Origin of the sequence: Nocardioides pelophilus (genome assembly GCF_014180685.1) — a bacterium.
GTDB classification, from domain to species: domain Bacteria; phylum Actinomycetota; class Actinomycetes; order Propionibacteriales; family Nocardioidaceae; genus Nocardioides; species Nocardioides pelophilus.
The window spans coordinates 1-22,995 of record NZ_JACEHF010000017.1 but is presented as its reverse complement, the minus strand read 5'-3'; the positions used below and the strand labels follow the sequence as shown (position 1 = coordinate 22,995).

The following is a 22,995-nucleotide window of genomic DNA, read 5'->3' as shown; positions in this document are numbered from 1 at the left end:
TGGAAGGTTGACGCTGCGTCAGGGTCAAGCCCCGGTCTACGAACCCCCGCCGCCGGCCTTGCGGCGGTGCATCTTCGGGGCGCCGCCGACGACCTCCGAGCCGTGCGCCTTCTCCTGGACCGGACCGTCGGCGTGGACGCCCTGCTCCCGGTTGTTCTTGCGGTCGAGCGCGGCCCGCATCTTCGCCTTCAGGTCCTCGTTGGGGTCCTGCTCAGCCATGGCTGCTCCTTCTCGCGTGAACCGGAATGGTCCATCCACCCTGACACGCGACCCAAGCGATGACCAGCGGATATCAGCTTCCCTTGCGGGCCTTGCGGCGCGCGGCCGCCCGGAGCTGCCGCACCTCGGCCCGCAACGCCTCGTAGCGCTCCTCCAGCTGGTGGACCTGAGCGACGTGGCGGTCGGCGAGGTCGGCGATCGTCTCGACCGCCACCCGGGCGATCTCCTCGTCACTGACCTCGAGCGGTCCGGTCGGGGCGTCGGCGGCCGGGAGCAGGTCCTCGGCCCGGCCGACCAGGTCGAAGCCACTGGCGAGGATCGCGTCGAGCTGACGCTGAGCCTCTGCCACGGCCCACGCGGCGCACTCCGTCGGCAGCCGGATCGAGGAGCGCTCCTGCTTCATCAGGCCGCCCCGGACCACCCATCGCCTGATGGCCTCCTGGTAGTGGCCGCCCGTCAGCGGCAGCCGGTCGCCCAGGACCGTGTTCACCCGGCGGACCAGCTCGGCCTGGCCGAGCGAGAGCGACGTGTTGAGGTCGCCGCCGGGCATCTCCAGCAGCTCCGGGTCGAACCCGACGACGCCGCAGAACAGGTCGACCAAGGTCGCTCCGGTCGTCGACCGCGGTGGCACCGCCACCACGTGGACCTGGTCACGAGGCAGCAGCGACCCCCACCGCTCGACGATGTCGGGGACGTCCTGCCGCGCCAGGAACCCAGCCGCGGCGTCGCCGCGCTCCTGGATCGCGGTGACGAAGTCGGGGAGCGTGATCTTGAGCCGGCTCTTCACGCCCTGCTGCCACTCCGACGGGACGGTGAGACCCCAGTGCCGCGCCGTGACCACGACGTGCACCTCGAGCCCGGCCAGCCCCTCGACCACCAGGTCGGTGACCGTGCGCGGCATCTCCGCGAGCGTCTCGACGGACAGCAGGTGGGTCGCGGCGTCGTGCGCCTCGATCTCCTCGCGCAGGGCGCGCACGGCGGCGCGCACGCCCTCGCGGGCCTCGGCGGTGTCGGCGGAGCGCAGGGTGCGCAGCGGCTCCATCAGCTGCCGCCGGGCGACCTCGCGGTCGGGCAGCAGCAGGTGCACGCCGTGCTCGTCGAGGACGCCGGCCGACGCGATCAGCGCCTGCTGGAGCGAGGTCGTGCCGCTCTTGCGGGCGCCGACGTGGAGGTAGACCCTCCTCGCCCCCGCCATCACAGGGCCCCCGACATCACAGGGCCCCGGAGATCCGGGTCGGGATCCGCACCAGCGGCTGCTTGCGCAGCGCGGCGATCTGGCCCTGCTTCGGGGTGCGATGCCGGCCGTTGAGGAAGATCACCATCTCGTCGAGGTCGACGGAGGCGGGGTCGAACTCGGGTACGGCGGCGGGGTCGACGTCGGCGACGACCTGGTCGAAGACCGCCAGCACCTCGTCGGCCGCCCTGCCCCAGCTGGCCTCCTCCGCCCGGCCGTCCGCCTTGCTGACCGCGTTGCGGAGCGCGGCGACCTCCGCGAGCCGGGACCGGTCGGCGAACTTGAGGTGGAGCATGAACAGCTCGGGGTCGATGGAGTACGGCGCCTTCAGCCCGTGTGACGACACCGCCCAGCCCGCGTTGATCCGCTTGACCGACGGCTTGCACATCAGCGGCGTGAACTTGGCGAAGCTGCGCTGCTCGAGCAGGGGACGGCCCAGGTCGAGCGGCTCCGGCTCGGCGCTCGGGACGTGCACCACGTTGAGGCCCATCGCGCCGATCGCCTCCGGGCGGCCGCGGTCCTCGAGCAGGTCGGGCAGGGTCGGGTAGACGTCGGGGTCGGTCACCAGGAACTCGTCGACGTCGACGAACACCACGTAGTCGTAGACCGCCAACAGGCCGGAGGCGAGGCCGTTCATCAGCCGCATCCGCACCGGCTCGAAGTCGAGGCCCCCCTTGAGCTCCGGCACCCGGTGCACGGTGCAGCCCAGCCCCTCGGTCGACCCGTCGACCGAGTTGTCGTCCAGCACCACCAGGTTGTCGATGCCGACGTGGCGTGCGTAGTGGGACACCCACAGCGGCAGCAGGTCACCCTCGTCGCGCGCCATGGTGATCACGGCGACCTCCGGTCGCTGCGTGGTCGAGCCCATCCCGCCCCCTCTCTCGCTCGTCTGCGGTCGGAAGTCTGGCACGCTAACGCGCGTGACCCATCAACCGGACGCCCCCGGACGCCGCCCGTTGTGGATGCACGTCGGCTGCAGCAAGACCGGCACGTCGTCGCTCCAGGCGGGCCTCTGGATGTCCGTCGACGAGCTCGCCGGCGAAGGGGTCGGGCTCCCGTACGTCGGGCGGCCCGCCCACATCGCCGGCCTGCTGCGTCCGCTCGGCTGGCGCCCGGTCGAGGGCTTCGCGGGCGAGCACCGCGCCCCGGCGCTGCGCAAGGTGCCCGCGACCATCCGCGAGACCGCGGGTGACGTGCTGCTGGTCAGCAACGAGGACCTCGCCGAGGTGCGCCCCGAGGACGTCGACACCATCGCGGCGCTCTGCGACGAGGCGGACGTCGACCTCCACGTGGTGCTGACCGTGCGCGACTGGACGCAGCAGGTGCCGTCGGACTACCAGCAGTTCCTCAAGCACCGGCTCGCCGACAGCTACCCGACGTTCCTGGACGACGTGCGCGAGCGGCGGGGGACGTGGGCCGAGCAGTTCTGGCGCCGTCAGGACCCGATCGACATCCTCGACCGCTGGGGGCGGGCGGTCGACCCGTCCCGGATGCACCTGATCGTCGTCCCGTCGTACTCCCAGGATCCGGAGGGCGTCTTCGACCTGATGGGCGAGGTGGTGGGCTTCCCCAGCTCGGCCGTCACCCGCCCGAAGGGGTCGGTCAACGCCTCGTTCGGGGTCGTCGAGTCCGAGGTGTTCCGGCGGGTCAACGCCGCCCTCGGCGACCGGCTTCCCGACTACAAGTCGGACTACACCGAGGCGGTCCGGTGGCCGTTCGCGCACGGCGTCCTGGCCCGCAGCGCGAGCCCGAAGCTGACCCTGCCGCCGGAGCACCTCGGCTGGGTGCAGGAGCACGCCCGGCGGACCGTCGCCACCGTCCGGGAGCGCGGCTACCCGGTCCACGGCGACCTCGACGCACTGGTGCCCGACGAGACCAGCGCGCGCCCGCTTCCGCCGTACGACGAAGCGGCGGTCGCTGAGGCGTCGATCACAGCCCTGGCCAACTACGCGGCGGGCGCGGCGCGTCGGCGGCGCGGCTGACGTCTCGGATGCGGCCGCGGGGGCGGCGAACCCGCTACCCGCCGGTAGAGTCGGATGGATTCTTCCAACCCTGCCGGAGCGAAAGAGGAACCGATGCCCCGCCTGTGTGAGACCGACGGCCTGACCGAGGACCAGACTGAGATCCTCAAGGCCGTCCGGGTTTTCGTCGACGAGCAGATCATCCCGGTGGCCCAGGAGCTGGAGCACGCCGACGAGTACCCCACCGAGATCGTCGAGGGCCTCAAGGAGCTCGGCGTCTTCGGCCTGATGATCCCCGAGGAGTACGGCGGCCTCGGCGAGTCGCTCCTCACCTACGCCCTGTGCGTCGAGGAGATCGCCCGCGGCTGGATGAGCGTCTCCGGCGTCATCAACACCCACTTCATCGTGGCCTACATGGTGATGCAGCACGGCACCGAGGAGCAGAAGCAGAAGTACCTGCCCCAGATGGCCACCGGCGAGATGCGCGGCGCCTTCTCGATGTCCGAGCCGGGCCTCGGCTCCGACGTGTCGGCCGTCTCCACCAAGGCGGTCAAGCAGGACGACGGCTCCTACAAGATCACCGGCACGAAGATGTGGCTGACCAACGGCGCGGAGTCGAAGCTGGTCGCCACCCTCTGCAAGACCGACGAGGGCGCCGACTCGGTCTACCGCAACATGACCACCTTCCTCATCGAGAAGGAGGCCGGCTTCGGCGAGACCGCTCCCGGCCTGACCATCCCGGGCAAGATCGACAAGATGGGCTACAAGGGCGTCGAGACCACCGAGATGGTCCTCGAGAACCACGTGGTCCGCGCCGACCAGGTCCTGGGCGGTGAGCCCGGCAAGGGCTTCTACCAGATGATGGACGGGGTCGAGGTCGGCCGCGTCAACGTCGCCGCCCGCGCCTGCGGGCTGGCCTGGCGCGGCTTCGAGCTCGGCGTGGCCTACGCCCAGCAGCGCCAGACCTTCGGCAAGCCGATCGCGGCCCACCAGGCCATCCTCTTCCGCATCGCAGAGATGGCGACCAAGGTCGAGGTCGCCCACACGATGATGGTCAAGGCCGCCCGGATGAAGGACAGCGGTCAGCGCATGGACGTCGAGGCCGGCATGGCCAAGATGGTCGCCTCCGAGTACGCCCACGAGGTCGTCGAGGCCTCCTTCCGGATCCACGGCGGCTACGGCTACTCCAAGGAGTACGAGATCGAGCGCCTCTACCGCGAGGTCGCCTTCATGCTCATCGGCGAGGGCACCACCGACATCCAGAAGATGATCATCGGTCGCGCCATGCTCGAGGACTACAAGCTCAAGGGCTGAGCACCGCCCGGCGGACCACGGAGCCGGCGACCCGCACGGGTCGCCGGCTCCTTGCGTCGGTCACGGGGCGCGGACCACCCACTGGCCGTCGGCGTAGCTGGAGGACCCGTTGACGCTCCAGTAGATGCGGACCCCGTAGTTGGCGACCGCCGGGGAGTTGTAGCTCTGGTCGTAGATGCAGCAGAGGTCCACACCCGAGCTCTGCCCCTCGTAGAAGCACATCCACCCGCGCTTGGCGGAGCCCGGGCCGGGGCACCGGGTGGTGAACGGGTCACCCTGCGCGAGGTACTGGACGTGGTTGTTGTTGAAGCCCGCAGGCAGCTTCGCGGGGAAGGTGATGCCCTCCCCGATGTAGCCGGTCGTGCCGTCCGAGCCGCCGGCGGCGTAGTAACCGACCATCGTCTTGCCCGACCGCAGCACCGGCTGGGCAGCCGCGCCGGCCAGCTGTGCCGAGGCGATGCCCTGCTTCGAGGCCGCGCTGTCGTTCCCGAACCGCGCCGCGGCGTACCCGGTCCCGCCCGTTGCCACCACTAGGGCGAGGATCGCGACCGCCATCGTCGGCGAGAGAGACTCTTTGAAGAAGCGTTTCATCCGGCTCATCCGTTCGTCCCGCAGCCGGCTCCGCCGCCGGCCGTCCTTCGATGTTCTACTCCGGTCGATGGGGGGTGGCAACGGCCCCGAGCCGTCGGCGGCGCACCTTCGGGGAATCTCCTGTCGCGACCGATAACCTCGGATCGTGAGCACCCCCTCCCGCGTCTACGCCGCCCGGCTGGTGGGCCTGCCGATCTTCGACCCCCAGGGCGACCAGGTCGGCAAGGTCCGCGACCTGGTGGTCACCATGCGGCTGGAGGGTGCGCAGCCGCGGGTGCTCGGCATGGTCGCGGAGGTCTTCGGCCGGCGCAGCGTGTTCCTGCCGATGACCCGGGTGACCACGATCGACAGCGGGCAGGTCTACACGACCGGGCTCCTCAACATGCGCCGGTTCGAGCAGCGCTCGACCGAGACCCTGGTGATGGGCGAGATGCTCGACCGCACCGTCACCGTCAAGAGCACCGGTGTCACCGGCTCGGTCTACGACGTCGCGATGGAGCGCTCCCGCACCCGCGACTGGGTGCTGAGCCGGGTCGCGATCCAGGAGCCGTCCAAGGGTCTGCGTCGCCGCGGGCAGACCCACGTCGTCGAGTGGAACGACGTCGTCGGCCTGTCCCGCACCGACGACCGTCAGGGAGCGACCCACCTGGTCGCGGCGATCAACGAGATGCACGCCGCGGACGCGGCCCAGATGCTCCACGACCTGCCGACGGAGCGCCGTACTGCCGTCGCCATGGCGCTCGACGACGAGCGGCTCGCCGACGTCCTCGAGGAGCTGCCCGAGGAGGACCAGGTCGGCATCCTGGAGCAGCTCGACTCCGAACGGGCCGCCGACGTGCTCGAGGAGATGTCGGCCGACGACGCGGCCGACCTGATCGCCGACCTGCCGCCGGAGACCCAGGAGATCCTGCTGCAGCTGATGGAGCCGGATGAGGCCGAGGACGTCCGCCGGCTGATGAAGTACGTCGAGAACACCGCCGGCGCGATGATGACGCCGGAGCCGGTGATCCTCGGTCCGGACGCGACCATCGCCGACGCGCTCGCACACGTCCGCAACCCGGAGCTCACCCCGGCGCTGGCTGCCCTCGTCTACGTCTGCCGCCAGCCGCTCGAGTGCCCGACGGGCAAGCTGATCGGCATCGCCCACATCCAGCGCCTGCTGCGCGAGCCGCCGTCGACGCTGGTCGCCGGCGCGCTCGACGACGAGCTCGAGGTGCTGCGGCCCGAGGCGACCATCGACGAGGTCGCGGCGCACCTGGCGACCTACAACCTGGTCGCGGCCCCGGTGGTCGACGAGAACCGGCGCCTGCTCGGCGCGGTCACGGTCGACGACCTGCTCGACCACATGCTCCCGGACAACTGGCGCGAGCGCGCCGCGTCGTCGAGGGACAGCGATGGCTGAGCCGCGCCGGCCCGGAGACCGGCTCGACACCCCGCGGGCCCTCCGCCGTCAGTTCGTGCGGAGACCGTCGTACGACACCGACACGTTCGGGATCTTCGCCGAGCGGTTCGCTCGGTTCATGGGCACCGCGAAGTTCCTGATGTGGATGACCCTGTTCGTCATCGCCTGGGTCGCCTGGAACTTCCTGGCGCCGGAGGAGTGGCGCTTCGACAGCTACCCGCTGATCTTCCTGACCCTGATCCTGAGCCTGCAGGCGTCGTACGCCGCTCCCCTGATCCTGCTCGCGCAGAACCGCCAGGAGGACCGCGACCGGGTCATCGCGACCCAGGACCGCGACGCGGCGACCCGGGCGCACGCCGACATGGAGTTCCTCACCCGCGAGGTCGCCTCGCTGCGCATGGCGCTGGGCGAGGTCGCCACCCGCGACTACCTGCGCTCGGAGCTGCGGGCGCTGCTGGCAGAGCTCGAGGAGCGCGACGCCGAGGGTGGGGCGTCTCACGAGGGCCGCGAGTAACGACCTGCAGCCGTCGCTCCGTAGACTCGTGACGATGAGTACGACGCACACCCTCCCCACGCTCGACCAGGTGCAGGCCGCCCTGGCCACTGTGAACGACCCCGAGATCAAGCGGCCGATCACCGATCTCGGCATGGTCGACACCGTCTCCGTCGAGGACGACGGCACGGTGAAGGTGCGGGTGCTCCTGACCGTCGCCGGCTGCCCGCTCAAGGACACGATCAACCGCGACGTGACCGCCGCCGTCAGCGCCCTGGCGGGGGTCACCCGGGTCGACCTCGACCTCGGCGTGATGACCTCCGAGCAGCGCGGCTCGCTGCACGAGCAGCTCCGCGGCGGCCAGGCCCAGCGCGAGATCCCGTTCGCGCAGGCCGGCTCGCTCACCAAGGTGTTCGCGATCGCGAGCGGCAAGGGCGGCGTCGGCAAGTCGTCGGTCACCGTCAACCTCGCCCTCGCGCTGGCGAACGCCGGTCGCAAGGTCGGCATCGTCGACGCCGACATCTACGGACACTCCATCCCCGCCATGCTCGGGGTGGCCGACGCCCGACCCACCCAGGTCGAGGACCTGATCATGCCCGTGCCGACCGCCAGCGGCGTCTCGGTGATCTCGGTCGGCATGCTCAAGCCCCGCCGCGACCAGGTCATCGCCTGGCGTGGCCCGATGCTCGACCGGGCGCTGGTCCAGATGCTCTCCGACGTCTACTGGGGCGACCTCGACATCCTGCTGCTCGACCTGCCCCCCGGCACCGGTGACATCGCGATCTCGCTCGGCCAGCACCTCCCCGGCGCCGAGGTCGTCGTCGTGACCACCCCGCAGGAGGCTGCCACCGAGGTCGCCGAGCGGGCCGGCACGATGGCCTCGATGATGCACCAGCGCGTGGTCGGCGTCGTCGAGAACATGAGCTACCTCCCGTGCCCCCACTGCACACCCGAGGGCAAGGACCACCGGCTCGACATCTTCGGCACCGGGGGCGGCGACCGGGTCGCGGCCACCCTCTCGCAGCGGTTCGGCTACGACGTGCCCGTGCTCGGTCGGGTCCCGCTCGACATCGCCCTCCGTGAGGGTGGGGACGACGGCAAGCCCGTCGTCGAGGCCGACCCCACCTCGCTCTCCGCAGCGGCGCTCACCGAGATCGCCGACCGGCTCGACGGCCGCAACCGCGGGCTCGCCGGCATGCAGCTGGGCCTGACCCCGAGCAACCGGTTCTGACCGGCTAGCGGGCGCGGGCAGCGGGGGGGCAGCGGTGTTCGGGATCGGATTCGGCGAGCTCGTCGTCATCGCGTTCCTGGCCGTCCTCGTCTTCGGGCCCGACCGGCTGCCGGAGCTGGCCAAGCAGGCCGGACAGCTGGCGCGCAAGGCCCGCAACTTCGCCAACAACGCCCGCGACGAGCTGCGCTCCGAGCTCGGCCCCGAGTTCGCCGACCTCGAGCTGCGGGACCTCGACCCCCGCGAGATCGTGCGCAAGCACATCGCCGAGGCGCTCGCCGAGGAGGAGGACGGCGTGGCCGTCGGCCCGAGGCCCGAGCGCCGTCCGCTCGAGCTGGGCGAGCGGCCGCCGTACGACCTCGACGCGACGTAGGCCGGCCCTTTCGAGCTGGCCGTCCTAGCCGGGCGTCCTAGCTGGGCGTCCTAGCTGGCCGTCCTAGCCCTCCGCGCGGGACTGGGCAGCGGCGAGGGCGCCGAACGGCACCAGGATCATCCGCCGGTCGTCGCCCTCGACGAGCTCGCAGAAGTCCACGCCGATGCGGCGCAGGGTGCCCTCGTGGCGCGACCCGTCGCGCAGGTGCAGGAGGCAGCGCTCCCCCGCCTCGGCGATCCGGCGCAGGGCCGCACCGAGGCCGAGCCGCGCCAACGGCGACCAGGCGACCTCCGGGATGGACCGCACCGACGCGCGCTCGACGGTCATCACCGCGTCGGCGCTGATCACCCAGTCGTGCTGGCCGGCGGAGACCAGCAGCCAGTCGCTCGCGACCCGGTCGACGGTGCCGGTGAGGGCGCCGACGCCGGTGACGGTCAAGGTGAGCTCGGTGCCGACGGAGGCCATCAGGCGGCTGGCGAGGGTGACGGTCTGGTACTCCGCGCGGCTGCGGTCGGCGTGCTCCGCCCCCCGCTCAGCCGCCGCGAGCGCGCCCGCCTGACCTTCGAGGTCGTCGAACAACGCGAACAGCTCGTCCTCCCAGCTCATGGGCCAATGTCACCACACCGGGGCTGTGGAGAGCGCATTGACCCGTCGCGATGAACGCAGGCAGACTGAAGCAAACGCAAGCAAACGCAAGGTTCTCGGGGAATGTTCGTTTCTGCACGCGACTCAGTTCGGCTACGCGGGCTCGCGCTCTGGTGCGCGGCGACCGCGGGGGCCACCGGCGTCCTCCTGGCCAGCCTCCCGGCGCTCGCGGCGGTGCCCCGGCTCATGGGCTCCCGCCCTGCCTTCGCCGAGGTCCTGGTCACCGCCTGCGCGGCGACGTCCGTGGTGGCCGCCGGCTGGTTGTGGGCGATCACGACGGACGTGGTCGTCGGCGTCCTCCGAGCCCGGGCCGACGGCGTACGACGTCCGCTCCGTCGGACGGGGCCGCTGCGCCTGCTGCTGCTGGCCGCATGCGGGGTGGTCGCCCTCAGCAGCCCGGCCAGCGCCGACGACCGGCAGCCGGGCGCGCCCCCGTCCCTCGCGGGGCTCCCCCTGCCCGACCGCCCCACCGGCGACGCTGCTCCCCCAGCCGACCGGACCGACCGGACCGACCGGGCCGACCGGGCCGACCGGTCCGGCCGAGACCTCGGGGACTCCCGCGACCGGGTCCGGGTGCGGCCGGGCGACTCGCTGTGGAGCATCGCCGAGACGCGGCTCGGGCCGCGGGCCACCGTCGTCGAGCTCGTCGACTACTGGCACCGCACCTACGAGCTCAACCTGGCGGTGATCGGTCCCGACCCCGACCTGATCCTGCCCGGCCAGCTGCTGGAGCTGCCTCCGACGCGATGACCTGACCCGCCCACCCGCCGAAGAGTCCACTCGAGGAGGACCGCATGAGCACCACGCTGCATCCGCTGAAGGGAGTTCGCCTTCCCGTTCCCGTCGCCGCGACCCAGGGCACTCTCGCGCTCGCCCTGCTGCCGCGCAGCGAGCCACCGGTCCCTGCCGACGATGCCCATCTCGGCATCGCCGGTGCGCCGATCGACCGGCGCCAGCAGGCGGTCGTCGAGGAGTGGACCCGCCGCTTCGTCCAGGCCGCGGTCGAGATCGTCGGTGGCGACCGGCCGGTGTCGCAGCTCCTGCGCTGGACGCTGCCCGAGGTCTACGACGACCTGCGCCGGCGCGCGCTGCTGGTAGCCCGCGCCGCCGGCCACCAGCCCGGCCTGGCGCGGGTGCAGCCCGTTCGCCCCCGGGTCCTCAGCGTGCACACCTGCTTCCTGCGGTCCGACGCGGTCGAGGCAGCCGTGCACGTGCGCTACGGCGAGCGCTCGCGCGCCCTGGCCGCCCGGTTCGAGCGGATCGAGCAGCGCTGGGTTTGTTCCGCCCTGGACTTCTCCTGACCCGGTTCTCCTGGCCTCAGCGGTTTCGGCCGCAGATCTTCCCATTTGTGACGGGCGTCACTATCTTCGGCGCGGGTCCAAGCGGACCTCTGGGGAGGGAAGACCCGAGGAGACGATCTATGTTCCGCACGCTCGTGGCCGCCCTGGCGGTCGTCGCAGCCACCTTGCTCGCCCCCCTCCCCGCACCGTCGGCCCACGCCGACGGACCCGGGTCCGGCACGCCCTGGGTGGTGTCGGTCGGCGACTCCTACATCTCCGGCGAAGCCGGACGCTGGGCGGGATCCTCCAACTCCAGCAGCTCTCGCGCGGACGCGCTCGGCGCGTCGGCGTACTGGGACAACGCCTCGGGCACCGGTGAGGCGATCAACCGCTGCCACCGCAGCAAGAGCGCGGAGATCCACGTCGGCGGGGGTGTGAACAGTCTCAACCTCGCCTGCTCGGGCGCCAAGACCGCGACCGCGACGGGCGAGTACTTCAAGCCGGGCCTCGACTTCTACTCCGGCACCGCCGGCGTCGGCCAGGCGCGGGCGCTGCAGACGTTCGCCGCGACCCACAACGTGCGGATGGTCGTCGTCAGCATCGGCGGCAACGACTTCAACTTCGCCAGCATCGTCCAGCAGTGCGTCACCAACTTCCTCGCCTCGCCGTCGTGGTGGCCCGACTACTGCAAGGACGACAGCAGCGTGACCAGCAACTTCACCAGCAGCAACGTCAGCACGGTGAAGACCCGGATCGCCAACGCGCTCGTCAACGTGCGCACCGCGATGCGCAACGCCGGGTACGCCGACTCGCAGTGGACGATGCTCGTGCAGACCTACCCGTCGCCGATCCCCAACGGGTCCGGATTCCGCTACAGCCAGAGCGGCTACACGCGGCAGAGCACCGGCGGCTGCGGCTTCTGGAACGCCGACGCCGACTGGGCCAACAGCTACGCGCTCCCCACCATCAACAACGCCGTGACCGGTGCGATCACGCAGGCCGGCATCGGCAACGCCAAGGTGCTCAACCTCGCGAACACCCTCAACGGTCGTCGGCTGTGCGAGTCGGGCGTCGGGCTCTACGAGGAGGTCGGCCTCGCCAACTGGCAGTCGGCCGGCGCGGTCGACCGGACCGAGTGGGTCAACCAGATCCGCACCGTCTCGACCTGCTGCTCGAGCAGCCCGTACTACATCCAGGAGTCGTTCCATCCCAACTACTGGGGTCAGCTCGCCGTACGCTCCTGCGTCCGCCAGGCCTACAACGGCGGCACCCCCCGCGGCGGCACCTGCACCCGCAGCGGCACCGGTCTGCTCAACGGCGAGCCCCGGATGACCCTCCAGTAGCCGACCCGGCACAAACTCCGCTCGAAATCCCGCCGCCCCGTCAGAAAGTTTCTGACGGGTCGGCGTGGTTGTGGGCTGAGTTCGAGCCGGGTCAGCGTCAGCTGATGCGGGCGGTGAGGCCGGTCGGCCCACCCGGGGCTCCGTGGCAGCGCTTGAACTTCTTGCCGGAGCCGCAGGGGCACAGCTGGTTGCGGCCGATGTCGGCGAACTCGTCGTCGGCGTTGGACACCGTCGTCGACCGGACCTCGGGCTCCCCCGTCACGTCGCTCGGCGCGGAGTAGGACAGGAACTGGGGCTGCTTGGGCGCCTCGAGTCCCTTGGCCTTGATCAGCGGCGCGTTGGACTGCGACGGGAGCTCGCGGCGCATCGGCTCCTCCTCGTCGGCCTCCGACGACTTGAGGGCGGCGGCGATGTCGCCGAGGCCGGGCCCCTGCGCACCGACACCGACCGGCGGCTCGGCGAGGGCGCCCTCGTGCATCGGGCCGGCGTGGCGGGAGCCGTCTGCGTGGTAGTGGAACTCCGGCTCGTCCTCCTCGACCTGGACCTCCAGGTTGAAGAGGAACCCGACGGTCTCCTCCTTGATGCCGTCCATCATCGCGGCGAACATGTCGTAGCCCTCGCGCTGGTACTCGACCAGCGGGTCACGCTGCGAGTAGGCACGCAGGTAGATGCCCTCGCGGAGGTAGTCCATCTCGTAGAGGTGCTCGCGCCACTTCCGGTCCAGGACCGAGAGCAGCACCCGGCGCTCGAGCTCGCGCATGACCTCCTCGCCGACCTCCTCCTCGCGGCGGTCGTAGGCGGCGTGGGCGTCGGCCTTGAGCTTCTCGATCAGGTCGTCCTTGTGGAGCACGGCGTGGCTGCCGATCTCCTCGCGGGTCGCCTCAAGGTCGAGCGAGACCGGCCAGAACTGCTTGAGGTCGGTCCACAGCTGCTCGAGGTCCCACTCCTCGGAGAACTGGTCGAGCGAGCCGCTGACGAAGCCGGTGACGACGTCGTCGATGAAGGTCCGGATCTGGTCCTCGAGGTTGACGCCCTCGAGCACCTCGCGGCGCTCGGCGTAGATGACCTTGCGCTGCCGGTCCATCACGTCGTCGTACTTCAGGACGTTCTTGCGGGACTCGAAGTTCTGCGACTCGACCTGGCCCTGGGCGTTGGCGATCGCGCTGGTGACCCGCTTGTTCTCGATCGGGACGTCGTCCGGGATCTTGAGCATGAGGAGCACCCGGTCGACCCAGTCGGACTTGAAGAGCCGCATCAGCTCGTCCTGCAGCGACAGGTAGAAGCGGGACTCGCCCGGGTCGCCCTGTCGGCCGGAGCGACCGCGCAGCTGGTTGTCGATGCGGCGGGACTCGTGCCGCTCGGTGCCGATCACGTAGAGGCCGCCCAGCTCGCGGACCGCGTCGTGCTCGGCAGCGACCTCGTCCTGGATCCGCTCGACCATCGCGGGCCATGCGGCGTCGTACTGGTCGGCGGTCTCGCCGGTCGGCTCGAGGCCCTGCTTGCGCAGCTCCTGGTCGGCGAGGAACTCGACGGACCCGCCGAGCATGATGTCGGTGCCGCGACCGGCCATGTTGGTCGCGACCGTCACCGCCCCCTTGTGGCCGGCCAGCGCGACGATCTTCGCCTCGTCGGCGTGCACCTTGGCGTTGAGGACCGAGTGCGGGACGCCGCGCTTGGTCAGCGCCTGGGAGAGGTACTCCGACTTCTCGACCGAGACGGTGCCGACGAGGACCGGCTGACCCTTCTCGTGTCGCTCGACGATGTCGTCGACGACGGCGTTGTACTTGGCTTCCTCGGTTCGGTAGACGAGGTCGGACTGGTCCATCCGGACCATCGGCTTGTTGGTCGGGATCGGGACCACGCCGAGGCCGTAGATCTTGTCGAACTCGGACGCCTCGGTGAGCGCGGTGCCGGTCATGCCGGAGAGCTTCTTGTAGAGGCGGAAGTAGTTCTGCAGGGTGACCGTCGCGAGGGTCTGGTACTCCTCGCGGACCTTCACACCCTCCTTTGCCTCGATCGCCTGGTGGAGCCCGTCGTTGTAGCGGCGGCCGGCGAGCATGCGGCCGGTGTGCTCGTCGACGATGAGCACCTCGCCGTTCATGACGACGTACTCCTTGTCGTTGCGGAACAGCTCCTTGGCCTTGATGGAGTTGTGCAGGAAGGAGATGAGAGGCGTGTTGGCAGCCTCGTAGAGGTTCTCGATGCCGAGGTGGTCCTCGACGACCGTGATGCCCGGCTCGAGCACCGAGATCGTGCGCTTCTTCTCGTCGACCTCGTAGTCGACGTCGCGGGTCAGCTTCTGGGCGATCTTGGCGAACTCGCCGTACCACTTGACCTCGTCCTGGGTCGGACCGCTGATGATCAGCGGGGTCCGCGCCTCGTCGATGAGGATCGAGTCGACCTCGTCGACGACGGCGAAGAAGTGGCTGCGCTGGACGCAGTCCTCGATCGACCCCGCCATGTTGTCGCGCAGGTAGTCGAAGCCGAGCTCGTTGTTGGTGCCGTAGGTGATGTCGCAGGCATAGGCCTCGCGCCGCTGCGCGGGCCGCATCTGCGGCAGGATCACGCCGGTCGTCAGGCCGAGGAAGTGGTGGATCCGGCCCATCCACTCGGCGTGGTACTTCGCCAGGTAGTCGTTGACCGTGACCACGTGGACGCCCTCGCCCGCGAGCGCGTTGAGGTACGACGGCAGCGTGGCGACCAGGGTCTTGCCCTCGCCGGTCTTCATCTCGGCGATGTTGCCCATGTGCAGCGCCGCGCCGCCCATGATCTGGACGTCGAAGTGTCGCTGGCCGATGACCCGCTTCGCGGCCTCGCGGACCGTCGCGAACGCCTCCGGCATGATGTCGTCGAGCGTCTCACCGTCGGCCAGGCGCTTCTTGAACTCGTCGGTCATCCCCCGCAGCTCGTCGTCCGACATCGCGACGAAGTCGTCCTCGATGGCGTTGACGGCTTTGGCGACCGTCTCGAGCTGGCGGAGGATCTTGCCCTCTCCGATGCGGAGGAGCTTGTCGATGATCACTGGCACGGCGGCAACTCTACCCAGCGCGGGTTAGGACTCCGATTCGTGATCGGGCTCACGATCCGGCTCACCGGCAGCCTCGCCCGCCGCGAACGCGGCGTACGCCTCCGCGCGCTCCCGCTCGATCTTGCGGCCGAGGCCGAACGCGGTGCCCCAGAGCAGCGCGAAGAGGGGGCCGAGCACGAACATGAGGGACACGACGAAGCCGAGGGCGACCGCCGCGACCTGGACCGCGTGCCCGAGCCAGTAGGCCCACTCGGCGCGCAGCATCCCGGCGACGACGAGACAGGCGACCGCGAGGCCGAGGCCGAGGGTCAGTGCGGTGCCCCGCGGGACGTCGGCGAGAGTGATCATGACCGGCACGGTCAGGCCGACCGTGATCGCCTCGAGCGCGAGCACGGCCGCGCACAGGGAGCGCCGGGGCGACCTCACTTGCGACCGCCGAGCAGCGTGCGCGCCTCGCCCACCGTGATCACGGACCCGGTCACCAGGACCGCCCCGGACGCGAGCGAGTCGTTCGCTCCGGCTTCGGCCCGGGCGGCCGCCTCGTCGATCGCGTCGGCGAGCCGCGGCACCACCGTGACCCGGTCCTCGCCAAAGACCTGGACCGCGGTCACGGCGAGCTGGTCGGCGGGCATCGCGCGGGCGGTGGAGTTCTGGGTGACCACGACGTGGGCGAGGTGCGGCTCGAACGCGGCGAGCAGCCCCTCGGCGTCCTTGTCGCTCATCACGCCGACGACCCCGATCAGCGGGTCGAACCGGAAGGAGTCGTCGAGCGCGGCAGCGGTGGCCTCCGCGCCCGCCGGGTTGTGGGCGGCGTCGAGCACGATGGTCGGGCTGCGGCGGACGACCTCGAGCCGGCCGGGCGACGTCATCTCCGCGAAGGCGTGGCGGACGACGTCGTCGGACAGCGGCTCGGCGCCGCCGATCAGCGCCTCGACGGCCGCCAGCGCGGTCGCGGCGTTCTGCGCCTGGTGGGCGCCGTAGAGGGGGAGGAAGAGCTCGTCGTACTCCCCGCGCAGGCCGCGGATGGTGACGGCCTGGCCGCCGACCGCCGGCACCCGGGCCACGACCCCGAAGTCGAGACCCTCACGGACGACGGTCGCGCCGACCTCGGCCGCCCGGGCGAGCAGCACCTCGGCGACCTCGGGCGTCTGCTGCGCGAGCACGGCGGTGGCACCGGGCTTGATGATCCCGGCCTTCTCGAGCGCGATCGCCGCCGCCGTCGTGCCGAGGTACTGCGTGTGGTCGACCGCGATCGGGGTCACGACCGCGACATCGGCGTCGATCACGTTGGTCGCGTCCCAGGACCCGCCCATGCCGACCTCGACGACCGCGACGTCGACGGGCGCGTCGGCGAAGGCCGCGTACGCCATCCCGACGACGGTCTCGAAGAACGAGAGCGGGTAGGGCTCGCTGGCGTCGACCAGGTGCGTGTACGCCGCGATCTCGTTGAACGCCCGCACGAACGCCTCGTCGTCGAGCGGCTCGCCGTCGATGCTGATCCGCTCGCTCATCCGCTCCACGTGCGGACTGGTGAACCGGCCGGTCCGCAGCTCCAGGGTCCGCAGCAGGGTGTCGACCATGCGCGCGGTGGACGTCTTGCCGTTGGTTCCGGTGAGGTGGATCGAGCGGTAGGTGCGCTGCGGGTCGCCGAGCAGCTCGGTGAACGCGCGGATCCGGTCGAGGGACGGCTCGAGCCGGGTCTCGGGCCAGCGGCTGAGCAGCGCGTCTTCCGCCTCGGCGAAGGTCTCGGCGAGGCGGGCGGGCGCGGCGGACTCGTCAGGGGTGTCGGTCATGGCGAGGGCTGAGTCTAGGGCCGCCCACCTCCGACTACTGGATCGTCAGCTCCACCATGTCGACCACGGGCTCGAAGCCGAGCGCGACATAGATCCGGTTGGACGTGGGATTCGCCTGGTCCGTGAACAGGCTGACCCGGATGCCGTCCGCCTGCAGCAGCCGCGACACCTCGGCCACCGCGGCGCTCGCATAGCCGCGGCCACGGTGCTCCTTGGGCGTGTAGACCGGTCCGATCCGGGACACGCCGTACGCCGGCGGGTTGGCCCCGGTCAGGTGGCGGGGCGTGTCACCGTCGTCGACCCACATCCAGATCCGGCCGTTCCGGATCCGGTCGCGGACGTCGTCCATCGTGGTGCCCTCGGCGCGGCTGGCGTGCCCGTGGTGGCCCGCCTGCTCGTCGGCGTCGACGTGGAACCGGTGGAACCAGTCGAGAGCGAGGGGGGCCTCCTCGTCGTACGCGAGACGGAGCCGACCGCGTGCCGGCGCCGGGTCGACGAGCGTCCCGAGCTCGAACAGCCGGGTGTGCATGCGCACCTCGACGTCCCCGCCCGAGCGGTCGACGATGCGCGCGGCGAACGCCTCCGTCGCCGGCAGCGCGCCGTTGGCGCCGCCGACCTCCTCGCCCCGGTCGACCAGCGCGTCGGCGAGGGCCGCGGCGGCGCCGTCGGGCATCGCCAGCAGGTAGGGCGGGTACGGCGCGAACGGGGCGGTGCGCATCGCGACCCCGGCGATCTCCCCGGCGGCGTCGGTCACCACCGCGAACCAGGAGTACGGCGCGTCCAGGATGCGCGCACCTGTCCTGGCGGCCTGTGCCAGCCGCTCGGCGATGGTCGCAACGACGGTGGACACGACCGGCTCGGCCGCGAGCCAGGCACCCGCCCGCTCGAGGAACCGAGCGGGGTCGTCGTCGAACGTGACCTCGAACTGGCTCGCCATGCCTGTGAGCGTCACACCCACCGATTCCGACGAGCAACCGAATTCCGCAAACACGGCGGTATCCATCGGTTTAGTCTCCTTGGCGAAGCCCCCTCTCAGGACGGACTGGTCACGTGTCCGCAGAGCTGTCAGACCGCGACGCCGCTTCGCCGGCGGCCGCGGCTGAGGCGTTGGCGCGCACCTACGGCGACGAGCTGATCGGCGGCACCCGAGGCGACCTGCTGGAACGGGCGGCCGTGCTGCTGGGCGAGGTCCTCGCGAGTGGCTCCGTGCTGCCGATGGCGGCCGGTTGGCGGATCGGGACCGCCCACCACTACCGCGGCGAGTACTCGACCGCGCTCACCTACTTCGAGGCCGCCGCCGCGGATCCCGACCCCGACCCCGTCGACCGGGCCCGGTTCCTCGCCGGGCACGCGTCGGTGCTGTGGGCCCAGGGCAACTCCGAGGAGGGCCGCCGACTTGCCGAGGCGGCGATGGAGGCGGCGCAGGCGTGCGGCGACGAGGGCGCCCTCGGCGCGGCCTGGGTGGCGACCGGACTGGTGTCGGCGCACGCCGGCGACCGGGCCGCCAACCTGATCGCCTACCAGAAGGCGCTGGTGCACGCGGAGCGGGCGGGCGACGCGGTCACCGTGGTGCGGGTGCGCAACAACCTCGGCTCCCGGTACGTCGAGACCGGGCGGTTCCGGCAGGCGCTGGACGAGCTCGACCACGCCGTCGCGGTGAGCGAGGACCATGCCGTCGGTCTGGCCAGCGCGATGGTCAGCGTCAACCGCGCCGAGGCGCTGCTGGGGCTCGGTCGGCTGGAGGAGGCCGTCGGCGAGATCGCGATCGCGACCGACCAGTTCCGGCAGGCCGACGCCGCCCACCTGCTGGCCTTCGCCCTGCTGCTCGAGGCCGACGCCCACCGGGTGCGGGGCAACGCGACCCGCGCGAACGCGAAGTACCGCGAAGCCGTCGAACGGGCCGAGGCCGCCGGCAACGCGCAGGTGCTCGGGCCGGCGTTGGCAGGACTCGCCGAGACCGTCGTCGCCGACGACCCGCCGGCGTCGCACTCCTACGCCAAGCGGGCGCTCGACCAGCCGCACACCGTCGGCGACGTGATCGTGCTGCGCGCCGCCGGCTGGATCGCGCTCGGGCAGGGCGACCTCGAGGCAGCCGAGATGTGGGCGGACCGCGCGCTCTCCGAGGCCGGCCGCCGCGACCAGCTCGCCGAGCTCGCCGACGCGCTCGAGCTGCGAGCGCTCACCCGCTGGTCCAGCACCGGCGACGCCCATGCGGCGCTCGGCCAGCTCGCGGAGGCCGCCGACGCGTGGCACGAGGTCGGCAGCGCGATCCGGAGCGCGGTCAACCGGATCGTCACCGCGCGGCTGTCCGGCGACCGCGGAGCCGAGGAGGCCGGCCGACAGGCGCTCAACGCCCTGGGTGTGCGCTCCGACGCCGACCGGATCGCGGGTCCGCTGCACGTGATCGGCGCGGCCACCGCACCCGAGGTCGCGATCCGCACGTTCGGCACCTTCGCCGTCTCGGTCAACGGCACCGCGGTTCCCGCGTCGGCGTGGCCCTCCCGCAAGAGCCGGCAGCTGGTCCAGGTGCTGGCCGCCCGCCGGGGGCGGGCGATGAGCCGCGCCGCGCTGGCCGAGCTGCTGTGGCCGGGCGTGCAGGACACCTCGGGCCGGCTGTCGGTGGCGCTGTCGACAGCACGGGCCGTCCTCGACCCGGAACGCAGGTACGACGCCGACCGCTACCTCGCCTCGGACCGGAGCCACGCCCGGCCCGATCCGGCCACCGTGAGCATCGACATCGTCGAGTTCGAGCGGGTCGCGCGGGCCGCGCTCGACGCAGCACGCGCGGGATCGGCGGACGCCGTACCCCTCCTGCAGGCGGCGGCGTCCCTCCACCCGGCGCCGTTCCTGGCCGACGAGACACCCGAGGGCTGGGCGGAGGACACCCACGACGAGCTGCTCCGGCTCGCGGTCGAGGTCAAGCGGACGCTGACCGGACGGCTGGTCGAGGCCGGCGAGACCGAGCAGGCCGTCGGCTGGCTGATGGCCGTGATCGCCGAGGACCCGTACGACGAGCCCACCCACCTCGACCTGGTCCGGGTGCTCTCCCAGGCGCGTCGCCACGGCGAGGCCCGGCGGGCGTACCGCGCCTACGCCGCGCGGATGGCCGAGCTCGAGGTCGAGCCGACGCCGTTCGACGCGATCGGCTGACCCACCCGGCGGCGGTCAGCCCTCGAGCCGGGCGAGCTCCTCGTCGACGATCGCGGGGTCGAGCTTGGTGAAGACCGGCGTCGGCTTGCCCACCGGCACGCCCGGCTCGATCCGGTGGCGTCGCCACTCGGGGAAGCCGCTGTAGTCACCGGTGATGATCGGGTACGGCGCACCGCCGTCGAGGTCGTCCGCCTCCTCGATCCGCGGCATCGGGGCGACCGCGCCCGGGCCGCCGAGCGCCCGGTCGACGTCGTTGGCGGAGAACGGGAGGAACGGCGACAGCACCAGGTTGAGGTCGGCGACGCACTGGGCGGCGACGTGCAGGATGGTCGCGAGCCGCTCCCGCTCCTCCTCGCCCTTCAGCTTCCACGGCTCGTGGTCGGAGACGTACTTGTTGACCTCGCCCACCGCGCGCATCGCCTCGCCGATCGCCTGCCGCATCCGGTTGCGGCCGATCAGGTCACCGACCGTCGCGAACGCTGACTCAGCCGCAGCCAGCGCCTGCTCGTCGGCCTCGGTCAGGGTGCCGGGCGCCGGGATCTCGCCGAAGTTCTTGTGGATCAGGGTGGCCGTGCGGTTGACCAGGTTGCCCCAGCCGGCGACCAGCTCGTCGTTGGTACGACGGACGAACTCCGCCCAGGTGAAGTCGCTGTCCTGGTTCTCCGGACCGGCAGCGGCGACGAAGTAGCGGAACGCATCGGGCTGGTAGCGGCTGAGCAGGTCGCGCACGTAGATGACGACCTTCTTGGACGACGAGAACTTCCTGCCCTCCATGGTGAGGAACTCCGAGCTCACGACCTCGGTGGGCAGGTTCAGCTCGCCGTACGGGCCGGCGGTGCCGCCCTTGTCGCCCTTGCCGGAGTAGGCCAGCAGCTCGGCGGGCCAGATCTGGCTGTGGAAGGTGATGTTGTCCTTGCCCATGAAGTAGTACGACACCGCTTCCGGGTCACCCCACCACTCGCGCCAGCGCTCGGGCTCGCCGGTGCGGCGGGCCCACTCGATGGACGCGGAGAGGTAGCCGATGACCGCGTCGAACCAGACGTAGAGCTTCTTGGTCGGGTTGTCGCGCCAGCCGTCGAGCGGGATGGTGATGCCCCAGTCGATGTCGCGGGTCATCGCGCGCGGCCGGATCTCCTCGAGGATGTTCTTGGAGAAGCGGATGACGTTCGGCCGCCACAGGCCGGTCGCCTCGCGCTCGTCGAGCCACGCGCCGAGGGCGTCGGCCAGCGCCGGCAGGTCGAGGAAGAAGTGCTGGGTCTCGACGAACTCCGGAGTCTCGCCGTTGATCCGGCTCCGGGGGTTCTTGAGGTCCTGCGGGTCGAGCTGGTTGCCGCAGTTGTCGCACTGGTCGCCCCGGGCGCCGTCGTAGCCGCAGATCGGGCAGATGCCCTCGATGTAGCGGTCGGGCAGGGTGCGGCCGGTCGACGGCGAGATCGCGCCGTAGGTGGTCTGCTCGAGGAAGTAGCCGTTCCTGTGGACGCCGAGGAACATCTCCTGCACCACTGCCTCGTGGTTGTGCGTGGTGGTGCGCGTGTAGAGGTCGTAGCTGAGCCCGAGGGCGACGAAGTCCTCGACGATGAGCCGGTGGTTGCGGTCGACGAGCTGCTGCGGCGCGATCCCCTCCTCGTCGGCAGCGATCAGCATCGGGGTGCCGTGCTCGTCGGAGCCCGAGACCATCAGCACGTCGTGGCCGGCCATCCGCATGTAGCGCGAGAAGACGTCGGAGGGCACGCCGAAACCGGCGACGTGGCCGATGTGGCGGGGGCCGTTGGCGTAGGGCCAGGCGACGGCGGACAGGACTCGACTCATGGGCCGAATCCTAGGGGTGGTTTCGAGGCTCGCTTCGCTCGCACCTCAACCACCGGCAGCAGCATGCTTCGCTCGCACCTCAACCACCGGCAGCAGCATGCTTCGCTCGCACCTCAACCACCGGCAGCAGCATGCTTCGCTCGCACCTCAACCACCGGCAGCAGCATGCTTCGCTCGCACCTCAACCACCGGCAGCAGCATGCTTCGCTCGCACCTCAATCACCGGCTCAACGGCGAAACTGCCTCATCCGCCGGGCGGTACGGCGACGCACCCGCGGCAGGGCGACGTACAGGTCGCCACCGGGGCACGCGGTGTCGTTGGTGTCGCGGTGGCCGTCGATGGTGGGGAGCTCGACGAGCTTCCCGTAGCGGAACTTGTCGCTCCCCGACGACTTGATCCACACGGTGCGGCGGGGGTCGCGGTCGCCGTACATGTCGAGCTTCCACGCGGCCACCCGCACCAGGGCGCGGACGACGGCCTTCGGCACGCGGCCGTCCTCGAAGTTGCCGATCGCCGCGACTCCGACTGAGGCGTGGTTGAAGCCGAGCGTGTGCGCACCCCGCACCGGACGCCGCGGACCGCCTGCCCGGCCCTCCCACAGGCGGCCGAACCGGTCGACGAGGAAGTTGTAGCCGATGTCGGACCAGCCGAGGTTGCGGGTGTGGTAGCGGTACATCGCCCGGATCAGGCCGGGCACGTCGGCGCGGGCGTAGTCGTTGCTGTTGACCGTGTGGTGCACGTGCACCTGCCGGATCCGTCGGTTGTACTCCGGCCGGCCGTTGCGCAGCCGCGGGTCGGGGTTCCACGCCCTGCGGTAGTAGAGGCCCGGCATCGGGACCCCGCCCTCCTCCCGGGCACCGGGCTCGTGAGCCTGGGTCGCCGGCCGGGCGAGCGCGTCCTTCGCGCGCCGACGCGGGAGCAGCAGCGCGAGCACCGGGTCGCGCTGGTCGCCGGTCACCTCGACCTGGACGGCGTCGCTCGGTCCCGTCCAGACCAGGTCGGTCGCCGGGGTGGCGGCCGCAGCCTCGACCGAGTCGGCGTCCGGTCCGTGCACGAGTCGCGGCAGGCGGTGCCACTCGGTCCAGCCACCGGTCTCGCGACGCCAGCGGGCGCGGGCCCGCCCGTCCCCGC

At 71.3% G+C, this 22,995-nt stretch carries 21 protein-coding genes; 10 read left to right on the top strand and 11 right to left on the bottom strand.

From position 1 onward, the window contains the following. Nucleotides 1-36: 36 nt before the first annotated feature. The 3 genes from H0488_RS05660 to H0488_RS05650 form a co-directional block, all read right to left on the bottom strand. Complete coding sequence (locus H0488_RS05660; protein ID WP_183098312.1) at nt 37-219, bottom strand: DUF5302 domain-containing protein; 183 nt, start codon at nt 217-219, stop codon at nt 37-39. Nucleotides 220-292: 73 nt separating this feature from the next. Continuing rightward, nucleotides 293-1,414, bottom strand: coding sequence for a hypothetical protein (locus H0488_RS05655; RefSeq protein WP_183098311.1), 1,122 nt, complete (start codon nt 1,412-1,414; stop codon nt 293-295). Between the two features lie 16 nt (nt 1,415-1,430). Further along, complete coding sequence (locus H0488_RS05650; RefSeq protein ID WP_183098310.1) at nt 1,431-2,321, bottom strand: glycosyltransferase family protein; 891 nt, start codon at nt 2,319-2,321, stop codon at nt 1,431-1,433. Nucleotides 2,322-2,373: 52 nt separating this feature from the next. Between H0488_RS05650 and H0488_RS05645 the strand changes: the two genes are divergently transcribed. Together H0488_RS05645 and H0488_RS05640 are read left to right on the top strand one after the other, a co-directional pair. Then, nucleotides 2,374-3,435, top strand: a complete 1,062-nt coding sequence (locus tag H0488_RS05645; protein WP_183098309.1) for a hypothetical protein — start codon at nt 2,374-2,376, stop codon at nt 3,433-3,435. Between the two features lie 93 nt (nt 3,436-3,528). Then, a complete protein-coding gene (locus H0488_RS05640) occupies nt 3,529-4,728 on the top strand; it encodes an acyl-CoA dehydrogenase family protein (protein WP_183098308.1) in 1,200 nt (399 codons plus the stop codon). Nucleotides 4,729-4,788: 60 nt separating this feature from the next. On the opposite strand, the gene H0488_RS05635 is transcribed toward H0488_RS05640, so the two are convergent. Further along, complete coding sequence (locus H0488_RS05635) at nt 4,789-5,319, bottom strand: hypothetical protein (protein WP_183098307.1); 531 nt, start codon at nt 5,317-5,319, stop codon at nt 4,789-4,791. Nucleotides 5,320-5,461: 142 nt separating this feature from the next. Between H0488_RS05635 and H0488_RS05630 the strand changes: the two genes are divergently transcribed. Genes H0488_RS05630 through H0488_RS05615 form a run of 4 tightly spaced genes read left to right on the top strand, consistent with a single transcriptional unit; the run spans nt 5,462 to nt 8,815 of the window. Continuing rightward, nucleotides 5,462-6,721 carry a magnesium transporter MgtE N-terminal domain-containing protein gene (locus tag H0488_RS05630; protein WP_183098336.1) on the top strand — a complete coding sequence of 420 codons (1,260 nt, stop codon included), beginning with the start codon at nt 5,462-5,464 and terminating at the stop codon, nt 6,719-6,721. After that, a complete protein-coding gene (locus H0488_RS05625; protein ID WP_183098306.1) occupies nt 6,714-7,235 on the top strand; it encodes a DUF1003 domain-containing protein in 522 nt (173 codons plus the stop codon). Before H0488_RS05630 ends, H0488_RS05625 begins: the two co-directional genes overlap by 8 nt. 34 nt (nt 7,236-7,269) lie before the next feature. Further along, the gene (locus H0488_RS05620; protein ID WP_183098305.1) at nt 7,270-8,445 is read left to right on the top strand and encodes an Mrp/NBP35 family ATP-binding protein; all 1,176 of its coding nucleotides are present in this window, start codon (nt 7,270-7,272) and stop codon (nt 8,443-8,445) included. 34 nt (nt 8,446-8,479) lie between these two features. Next, nucleotides 8,480-8,815: a sec-independent translocase gene (locus H0488_RS05615; protein WP_183098304.1), complete on the top strand. Its 336-nt coding sequence runs from the start codon at nt 8,480-8,482 to the stop codon at nt 8,813-8,815. A 63-nt stretch (nt 8,816-8,878) separates the two neighbouring features. On the opposite strand, the gene H0488_RS05610 is transcribed toward H0488_RS05615, so the two are convergent. After that, on the bottom strand, nt 8,879-9,421 hold the full coding sequence (locus tag H0488_RS05610; RefSeq protein WP_183098303.1) for a hypothetical protein: 543 nt from the start codon (nt 9,419-9,421) through the stop codon (nt 8,879-8,881). Nucleotides 9,422-9,523: 102 nt separating this feature from the next. Between H0488_RS05610 and H0488_RS05605 the strand changes: the two genes are divergently transcribed. The 3 genes from H0488_RS05605 to H0488_RS05595 all read left to right on the top strand — a co-directional run bounded on the left by H0488_RS05605 (nt 9,524) and on the right by H0488_RS05595 (nt 12,083). Then, nucleotides 9,524-10,210: a LysM peptidoglycan-binding domain-containing protein gene (locus H0488_RS05605; protein WP_183098302.1), complete on the top strand. Its 687-nt coding sequence runs from the start codon at nt 9,524-9,526 to the stop codon at nt 10,208-10,210. A gap of 44 nt (nt 10,211-10,254) precedes the next feature. Then, nucleotides 10,255-10,761 carry an Rv3235 family protein gene (locus H0488_RS05600; protein WP_183098301.1) on the top strand — a complete coding sequence of 169 codons (507 nt, stop codon included), beginning with the start codon at nt 10,255-10,257 and terminating at the stop codon, nt 10,759-10,761. Nucleotides 10,762-10,880: 119 nt separating this feature from the next. Continuing rightward, nucleotides 10,881-12,083 carry an SGNH/GDSL hydrolase family protein gene (locus H0488_RS05595; RefSeq protein WP_183098300.1) on the top strand — a complete coding sequence of 401 codons (1,203 nt, stop codon included), beginning with the start codon at nt 10,881-10,883 and terminating at the stop codon, nt 12,081-12,083. A 97-nt stretch (nt 12,084-12,180) separates the two neighbouring features. Here H0488_RS05595 and secA read toward each other — a convergent pair whose 3' ends face one another. From secA to H0488_RS05575, 4 genes are read right to left on the bottom strand one after another with little or no spacing between them, the layout of a single operon-like run. Further along, nucleotides 12,181-15,111 (bottom strand): preprotein translocase subunit SecA, encoded by a 2,931-nt coding sequence (gene secA, locus H0488_RS05590; RefSeq protein WP_183098299.1) that lies wholly within the window; start codon nt 15,109-15,111, stop codon nt 12,181-12,183. Nucleotides 15,112-15,135: 24 nt separating this feature from the next. Then, nucleotides 15,136-15,537: a DUF4233 domain-containing protein gene (locus H0488_RS05585; protein WP_312856226.1), complete on the bottom strand. Its 402-nt coding sequence runs from the start codon at nt 15,535-15,537 to the stop codon at nt 15,136-15,138. Then, nucleotides 15,534-16,904 (bottom strand): bifunctional tetrahydrofolate synthase/dihydrofolate synthase, encoded by a 1,371-nt coding sequence (folC, locus tag H0488_RS05580; protein WP_183098298.1) that lies wholly within the window; start codon nt 16,902-16,904, stop codon nt 15,534-15,536. Before folC ends, H0488_RS05585 begins: the two co-directional genes overlap by 4 nt. A gap of 34 nt (nt 16,905-16,938) precedes the next feature. After that, nucleotides 16,939-17,841, bottom strand: a complete 903-nt coding sequence (locus H0488_RS05575) for a GNAT family N-acetyltransferase (RefSeq protein ID WP_183098297.1) — start codon at nt 17,839-17,841, stop codon at nt 16,939-16,941. 113 nt (nt 17,842-17,954) lie between these two features. On the opposite strand from H0488_RS05575, the gene H0488_RS24945 reads away from it, so the two are divergent. Next, nucleotides 17,955-20,054, top strand: coding sequence for an AfsR/SARP family transcriptional regulator (locus H0488_RS24945; RefSeq protein WP_183098296.1), 2,100 nt, complete (start codon nt 17,955-17,957; stop codon nt 20,052-20,054). A gap of 15 nt (nt 20,055-20,069) precedes the next feature. On the opposite strand, the gene metG is transcribed toward H0488_RS24945, so the two are convergent. Together metG and H0488_RS05560 are read right to left on the bottom strand one after the other, a co-directional pair. Then, a complete protein-coding gene (metG, locus tag H0488_RS05565) occupies nt 20,070-21,863 on the bottom strand; it encodes a methionine--tRNA ligase (RefSeq protein WP_183098295.1) in 1,794 nt (597 codons plus the stop codon). 227 nt (nt 21,864-22,090) lie between these two features. Then, the coding region (locus H0488_RS05560; protein WP_183098294.1) for an N-acetylmuramoyl-L-alanine amidase at nt 22,091-22,995 on the bottom strand (905 nt) is incomplete at its 5' end.